Source organism: Mesorhizobium sp. M7A.F.Ca.CA.001.10.2.1, from assembly GCF_003998575.1.
Lineage (GTDB): Bacteria > Pseudomonadota > Alphaproteobacteria > Rhizobiales > Rhizobiaceae > Mesorhizobium.
Window position 1 is genome coordinate 1 of record NZ_RZQY01000422.1, and the last position, 5,215, is coordinate 5,215.

At 60.9% G+C, this 5,215-nt stretch carries 7 protein-coding genes and 1 pseudogene; 2 read left to right on the forward strand and 6 right to left on the reverse strand.

Going from position 1 to position 5,215, the window contains the following annotated elements:
- The 6 genes and pseudogenes from EN964_RS23520 to infC form a co-directional block, all read right to left on the reverse strand.
- Positions 1-239, reverse strand: a pseudogene (locus EN964_RS23520) (phenylalanine--tRNA ligase subunit alpha); the annotation flags it as partial.
- Between the two features lie 141 nt (positions 240-380).
- Entirely contained in the window at positions 381-782 is a 402-nt protein-coding gene (rplT, locus tag EN964_RS23525) for a 50S ribosomal protein L20 (RefSeq protein WP_013528310.1), read from the reverse strand.
- A 145-nt stretch (positions 783-927) separates the two neighbouring features.
- Positions 928-1,131 carry a 50S ribosomal protein L35 gene (rpmI, locus tag EN964_RS23530; protein WP_006201248.1) on the reverse strand — a complete coding sequence of 68 codons (204 nt, stop codon included), beginning with the start codon at positions 1,129-1,131 and terminating at the stop codon, positions 928-930.
- A 182-nt stretch (positions 1,132-1,313) separates the two neighbouring features.
- Positions 1,314-1,958 carry an isoprenylcysteine carboxylmethyltransferase family protein gene (locus tag EN964_RS23535; protein WP_127266804.1) on the reverse strand — a complete coding sequence of 215 codons (645 nt, stop codon included), beginning with the start codon at positions 1,956-1,958 and terminating at the stop codon, positions 1,314-1,316.
- A gap of 142 nt (positions 1,959-2,100) precedes the next feature.
- Positions 2,101-2,727, reverse strand: coding sequence for an isoprenylcysteine carboxylmethyltransferase family protein (locus EN964_RS23540; RefSeq protein WP_127266803.1), 627 nt, complete (start codon positions 2,725-2,727; stop codon positions 2,101-2,103).
- Between the two features lie 128 nt (positions 2,728-2,855).
- Positions 2,856-3,392, reverse strand: coding sequence for a translation initiation factor IF-3 (infC, locus tag EN964_RS23545; protein WP_013528312.1), 537 nt, complete (start codon positions 3,390-3,392; stop codon positions 2,856-2,858).
- Positions 3,393-3,597: 205 nt separating this feature from the next.
- Between infC and EN964_RS23550 the strand changes: the two genes are divergently transcribed.
- Positions 3,598-4,368: a carboxylesterase gene (locus EN964_RS23550; protein WP_127266802.1), complete on the forward strand. Its 771-nt coding sequence runs from the start codon at positions 3,598-3,600 to the stop codon at positions 4,366-4,368.
- Positions 4,368-5,215, forward strand: an 848-nt coding sequence (locus tag EN964_RS23555; protein WP_127276775.1) for a benzoate/H(+) symporter BenE family transporter, incomplete at its 3' end; no start/stop codon positions are given. The genes EN964_RS23550 and EN964_RS23555, both read left to right, overlap by 1 nt.

A 5,215-nucleotide genomic window follows, 5' to 3' on the forward strand; every position in this document is an offset into this window, starting at 1 on the left:
GCCTTGCGCGCCGTCAGCGCATCTGTGACGCGGTTCTTGAGTCCGTTGATTGCGGGGCCTTTGACCTGACGCTCCTCGGCGGTCATGGCGCCAAGGGTCTTCAGCATCTCGGACACGGCGCCCTTCTTGCCGAAAGCAGCGATGCGCACGGCCTCGATGGCCGGCTCATCGGCGGCCGAGGCGATTTCGGCCAGAAGTGAGTTTTCAAGCGTATCCAGGCCAGTGGTTGCGTCGTTCACGGTCAAAACTCGCTACGTTGGAAATCAGCTCTAAGTGAAAGTCACTTTTAAGTTGAAGTTCAGGCAAAAGAAAAACCCGCGCCAGCCGTGCCAGCGCGGGTTCCCCAAATCAGAATTGCGAATGCTTGGGAAGCGCTGGTCTTAGGCGACAGCGCTTTCAAAAGCGTTCGGCGTGGTGTTCTTCAGATATTCGAGCGCCACCTTGGCCTTGGCGACCAGGGCTGCGAAAGCCTGCGGCTCATGGATGGCCATGTCCGACAGGATCTTGCGATCGATCTCGATGCCCGACTTGTTGAGGCCGTCGATGAAACGGCCATAGGTCAGGCCATGCTCGTGCGTCGCGGCGTTGATGCGCTGGATCCACAGCGCGCGGAACGAGCGCTTGCGGTTCTTGCGGTCGCGGTAAGCGTACTGCAGCGACTTTTCCACCGCCTGCTTGGCGATGCGGATGGTGTTCTTGCGGCGGCCGTAGAAGCCTTTCGCGGCTTTCAGGACCTTCTTGTGCTTGGCGTGCGAGGTGACGCCTCTTTTTACGCGTGCCATGTCATGATCTCCTTAAAAGCAATTCCAGGAAAAGTGCCTTGCGGTTTTCCGTTCGGAATTGCGTAAAACAAATGCGTGTCCAGACCGAATGCCTTATTTGAGCGGGATGTTATCCAAAAAGTCTGCAACTTTTTGGCATCACGCCTTAGAGGCCGTTCGGCAGAAAATTCTTGATGACCTTCTTGCCATCCGGTTCAGCCAGAACCATCGTGCCGCGGGCATTTCGAATGAACTTGTTGGAACGCTTGATCATGCCGTGACGCTTGCCGGCAGCAGCCGACAGGACTTTACCCGTACCTGTGATCTTGAACCGCTTCTTGGCGGCCGATTTGGTCTTCATCTTGGGCATTTTGCTACTCCGTATTGTTGGCGCACTATCGCGCTTCTTGTTCGCTTCGGGCCGACCAAAGCCCGAAAAGCAAATGAAACCGCCACGGCATGCCCTGCCGGGCGGTTTTCTTGAACGGCGGTCCTATACGTTAAAGACGGCCCGCGCGCAACACCTGTGGAGATGCGGCGCTGTGTCCTTGGTCAGGGCAGCGTGAACCAGACCGGCAACATGCCTGACAGCTGGGCTCCGTCTATCAATTCGAAGGCCGGCAGGGCGATGAGAAACACCAGGCCGTCGAGCAGCGTGGTCAGCAGCAGGCGGGGCTTGAAGCTGCCCGTATCGCCCTCCTGGTAGAGCGACAGCTTCGGGAAGAAGCGCGGCACCTTCTCCAGATAGGCCTGGTACGGCGCGCCGAGCGCTTCCTTGAGGAACTTCTCTTCGCGCAGGATGACGATGTGGAAGGCACCCGCGCACAGCAGCGCAAAGAGAATGATGCCGGAGAACGAGCCGATCTGCGCACCGACGCCGGCCGCGGCTACGGTCGAGAACACATAGAGCGGGTTGCGGGTTATCGAGTAGGGCCCACCGGTCACCACCTCGGAAGATTTGCGCCCGCCTATGTAGAGCGTCGCCCAAAGGCGCCCGACGATGCCGAGGAAAATCAGCAGCACGCCGAACATTTCGATCGACTCATGCACCCAGGTTTCAGGCGGAAAACTTGATTGGCCGAACAGCAGTGCCAGAAACAGCACCACCACCAGCACCGCAAGCACCATGCGGCGCATATGCTGATAGCCGCCCAGCCCGTGTGCCTCGACGGGCGCAGACTTGATTTCATTGACCATGGCGGAATCCGATCGTCGAAAAATTTGCCGGCGATCGCAGCTTCTGGCCAAGAAAACAGGGCCTCGCCGATCGTTGGGATGACTTGCAGGATAATTCAGGCGGATTTAATGCACGTCGCCTTTTTTGACTGCCTACCGCCGCTCAATACAGCCAGAAGAGGACGGGAATTACACCGCTTTCCTGTCCGGACTCGATGAGTTCGAAAAACGGTATGGAAACCAGAAACATCAAGCTGTCGCGCAGCGTGTGATTGAAGATGCGCGGTGTGAAGGTGACCTCGGCCTGATCGCGATAAAGTCGGGGATTGGGAAAAAAGCGCGGCACCCGTGCGACGTAGTCCTTGTACGGCGCCCCGAGCACGGTCGTCAAATGCCGTTCCTCGCGCAGCGTGACGATGTGGAACGCGGCCGCGCACAAAACCGCCGACGCTACCGCGACGATCGCGCTGCCGGTCTGGGTGCCGATGCCGACGGCTGCTACGGTGGAGAAAAAATACAGCGGGTTGCGCATCACCGAATATGGGCCGGTTGCAACCACTTCGGCCGACTTGCGGCCGCCGATATAGAGGATCGACCAGAGCCGGCCGCCGATCCCGATCAGTATCAGGGCGATCCCGTGCGCCTCTATGCGTTCGTGGGTTAGTTCATCGTGCGGGGAGCCGCCGAAGATCAGCAAAGCGCAAAAAGCACCGATTAGCAGCGCCAGCAGGACGCGCCGGCGCCGCTGATAGCGACCCATTTCACTCGTAGAACGTGCCGCAGCGGTCATGGCAGAATCCTTTTGCCGCGAGGACCGGCAACCAGAATCCTTGTCGATGCAACTTGCGGAGAAATCATGGCGAAGACAAAACAAACAAAAGGCCGCCGAAGCGGCCTTTGCTTTTGACGGGGATCGCTCTAGCGCGGCGACAGCACCATCATCATCTGGCGGCCTTCGAGCTTCGGTTCCGCCTCGACCTTGGCGATCGTCGCCACTTCCTCGCGGACCTTGTTCAGAAGCTGCATGCCGAGTTCCATATGCGCCATCTCGCGGCCACGGAAGCGCAGCGTCAGCTTGACCTTGTCGCCTTCCTCGAAGAAGCGGCGAACCGCCTTCATCTTGGTCTCGTAGTCATGGCTGTCGATGTTCGGGCGCATCTTGATCTCCTTGATCTCGATGACCTTCTGGTTCTTGCGCGCCTCGGCCGCCTTCTTCTGGTTGGCGTATTTCAGTTTGCCGAGATCGAGTATCTTGACGACGGGGGGCACCGCATTGGGCGATATCTCGACGAGATCGAGCCCAGCCTCTTCGGCGAGCAGCAATGCGTCGTTGATGGAAACATCGCCGCGGTTCTGGCCTTCGGCGTCGATAAGCTGGACCCGGGGAACCCGGATGTCACGGTTGGAGCGCGGGCCATCCTTGGTCGGCGCCGCTGCTTTGAAAGGTCTGCGAATGGTCGTGGTCTCCTTGGCCGTTTCGTTCAGGGTCTGTCAGTGTTGATGCATGGACGCGCCAATGTGGTGAGCGCGCGGGCGGAGTCAATAGCACAGCATTGACAGAAAATCACCCTGATCGCTGCTCTGCACCAAACAAACAACATCGTGAGCACTTTTCGCCACGCCACCGTCCGTGTCACAAGACCGGCGTTGAGGAAAAGCCATGACTGCCACGCCCCCAATCTTTCTGGATGTAGATGGATCGCGCATCGCGGTGCGCCATACTGCTGGCTCTGCGCCAGGCATCGTCTGGCTCGGCGGCTACAAGTCGGACATGCTGGGCACGAAAGCTCAGACGCTGTCGGACTGGGCGGCAAGCGAGGGCCGAGCCTTCCTGCGCCACGATTATTCCGGCCATGGCGAATCCGGCGGCGCCTTCGCCGACGGCACGATTTCGACATGGCTTGCACAAAGCCTTGCCGTGTTCCGGCATTTCACCCGGGGCAGCCAGATCCTGGTCGGCTCCTCGATGGGCGCCTGGATCGCGCTGCGCATGGTGCAGGAATTGCGCAAGGCAGGCGATAGCAACGTCGCCGGCCTGGTGCTGCTGGCGCCGGCCCCGGATTTCACCGCCGAACTGGTCGAACCGGTGCTGACCAAGGCGCAGAAGCGCGATCTCGCCAAAAAAGGGTTCTTCGAAGAGCCGTCGGACTATTCCACGGAACCCTACATCTACACCCGCGCGCTGATCGAGGACGGGCGCGACAACCTGACAATGACAGGCCCGATCGACACCCATTGCCCGGTGCACATCCTGCAGGGCCTGGCCGATGCAGATGTGCCGGCAAGCCATGCGCTGAAGCTGGTCAGCCTGCTGCCCGCCGACGACGTGACACTGTCACTGATCCCCGACGGCGACCATCGCCTGTCGCGACCGCAGGATCTCGACATGCTGGTTAGGGCTGTCGATGCGATGGCGCAGAGGGGAAACTGATGCGCCTTTCCATCCCGATATCCGCCTTCGTCGCGGCGATCGTCGGCTTCGGCGGCACGCTGGCCATCGTCATCGCCGCCGCCACCGCAGTCGGTGCGACGCAGATCGAGACGGCAAGCTGGGTGACGACGATCTGCCTGGCCATGGCGATCGAGAGCCTGTGGCTGTCATGGCGCACGAAAATGCCTGTCATCACCGCCTGGTCGACGCCGGGCCTGGCGCTGATCGCGGCATCGAGCGGCTTTTCGATGAGCGAGGCCGTCGCCGCCTTCATCGTCACCGGCGTCCTTCTGATCGCCACAGGGCTGTTTCGGCCCCTGACCAAGCTGATCTCGAGGATACCGCCCTCCGTTGCCTCGGGCATGCTGGCCGGCATCGTCGTCACCTTCGCGCTCAATGCGGTGAAAACCATTCCAATCGACCCGTGGCTGATCCTGCCGCTGATCGCTGCCTTCTTCGTTATCAGGCTGTTCAACCCGGCGCTGTCGGTGCTGGCGGTTCTGATCGGCGGTGGCCTCGCCGCTTTCCTCACCGGCCGTGTCGGTGGCCTGCCGACACCGGAACTGTCGACGCTGACGCTGATTGCGCCTGACTTCACCACCAAGGCGGTGATCGGCCTGGCACTGCCGCTCTACCTCGTCACCATGGCGTCGCAAAACCTGTCCGGCCTCGCCGTGCTGCGCGCCGCCGGCTATCACCCGGAGCCCGGCCCGCTGATCGGCGTCACGGGCCTGTTTTCGTTGCTGTCGGCGCCGTTCGGCGGCTCGACGACCAATCTGGCGGCGATCTCGGCGGCGATCTGCACCGGACCGGACGTCCACCCCGATCCCGCCGAGCGCTGGAAGAC

Bases quoted from the DNA above. Each gene is read 5' to 3' on its own strand.
- rplT (WP_013528310.1), bottom strand. From the start codon at position 782: ATGGCACGCGTAAAAAGAGGCGTCACCTCGCACGCCAAGCACAAGAAG.
- rpmI (WP_006201248.1), bottom strand. From the start codon at position 1,131: ATGCCCAAGATGAAGACCAAATCGGCCGCCAAGAAGCGGTTCAAGATC.
- EN964_RS23535 (WP_127266804.1), bottom strand. From the start codon at position 1,958: ATGGTCAATGAAATCAAGTCTGCGCCCGTCGAGGCACACGGGCTGGGC.
- EN964_RS23540 (WP_127266803.1), bottom strand. From the start codon at position 2,727: ATGACCGCTGCGGCACGTTCTACGAGTGAAATGGGTCGCTATCAGCGG.
- EN964_RS23550 (WP_127266802.1), top strand. From the start codon at position 3,598: ATGACTGCCACGCCCCCAATCTTTCTGGATGTAGATGGATCGCGCATC.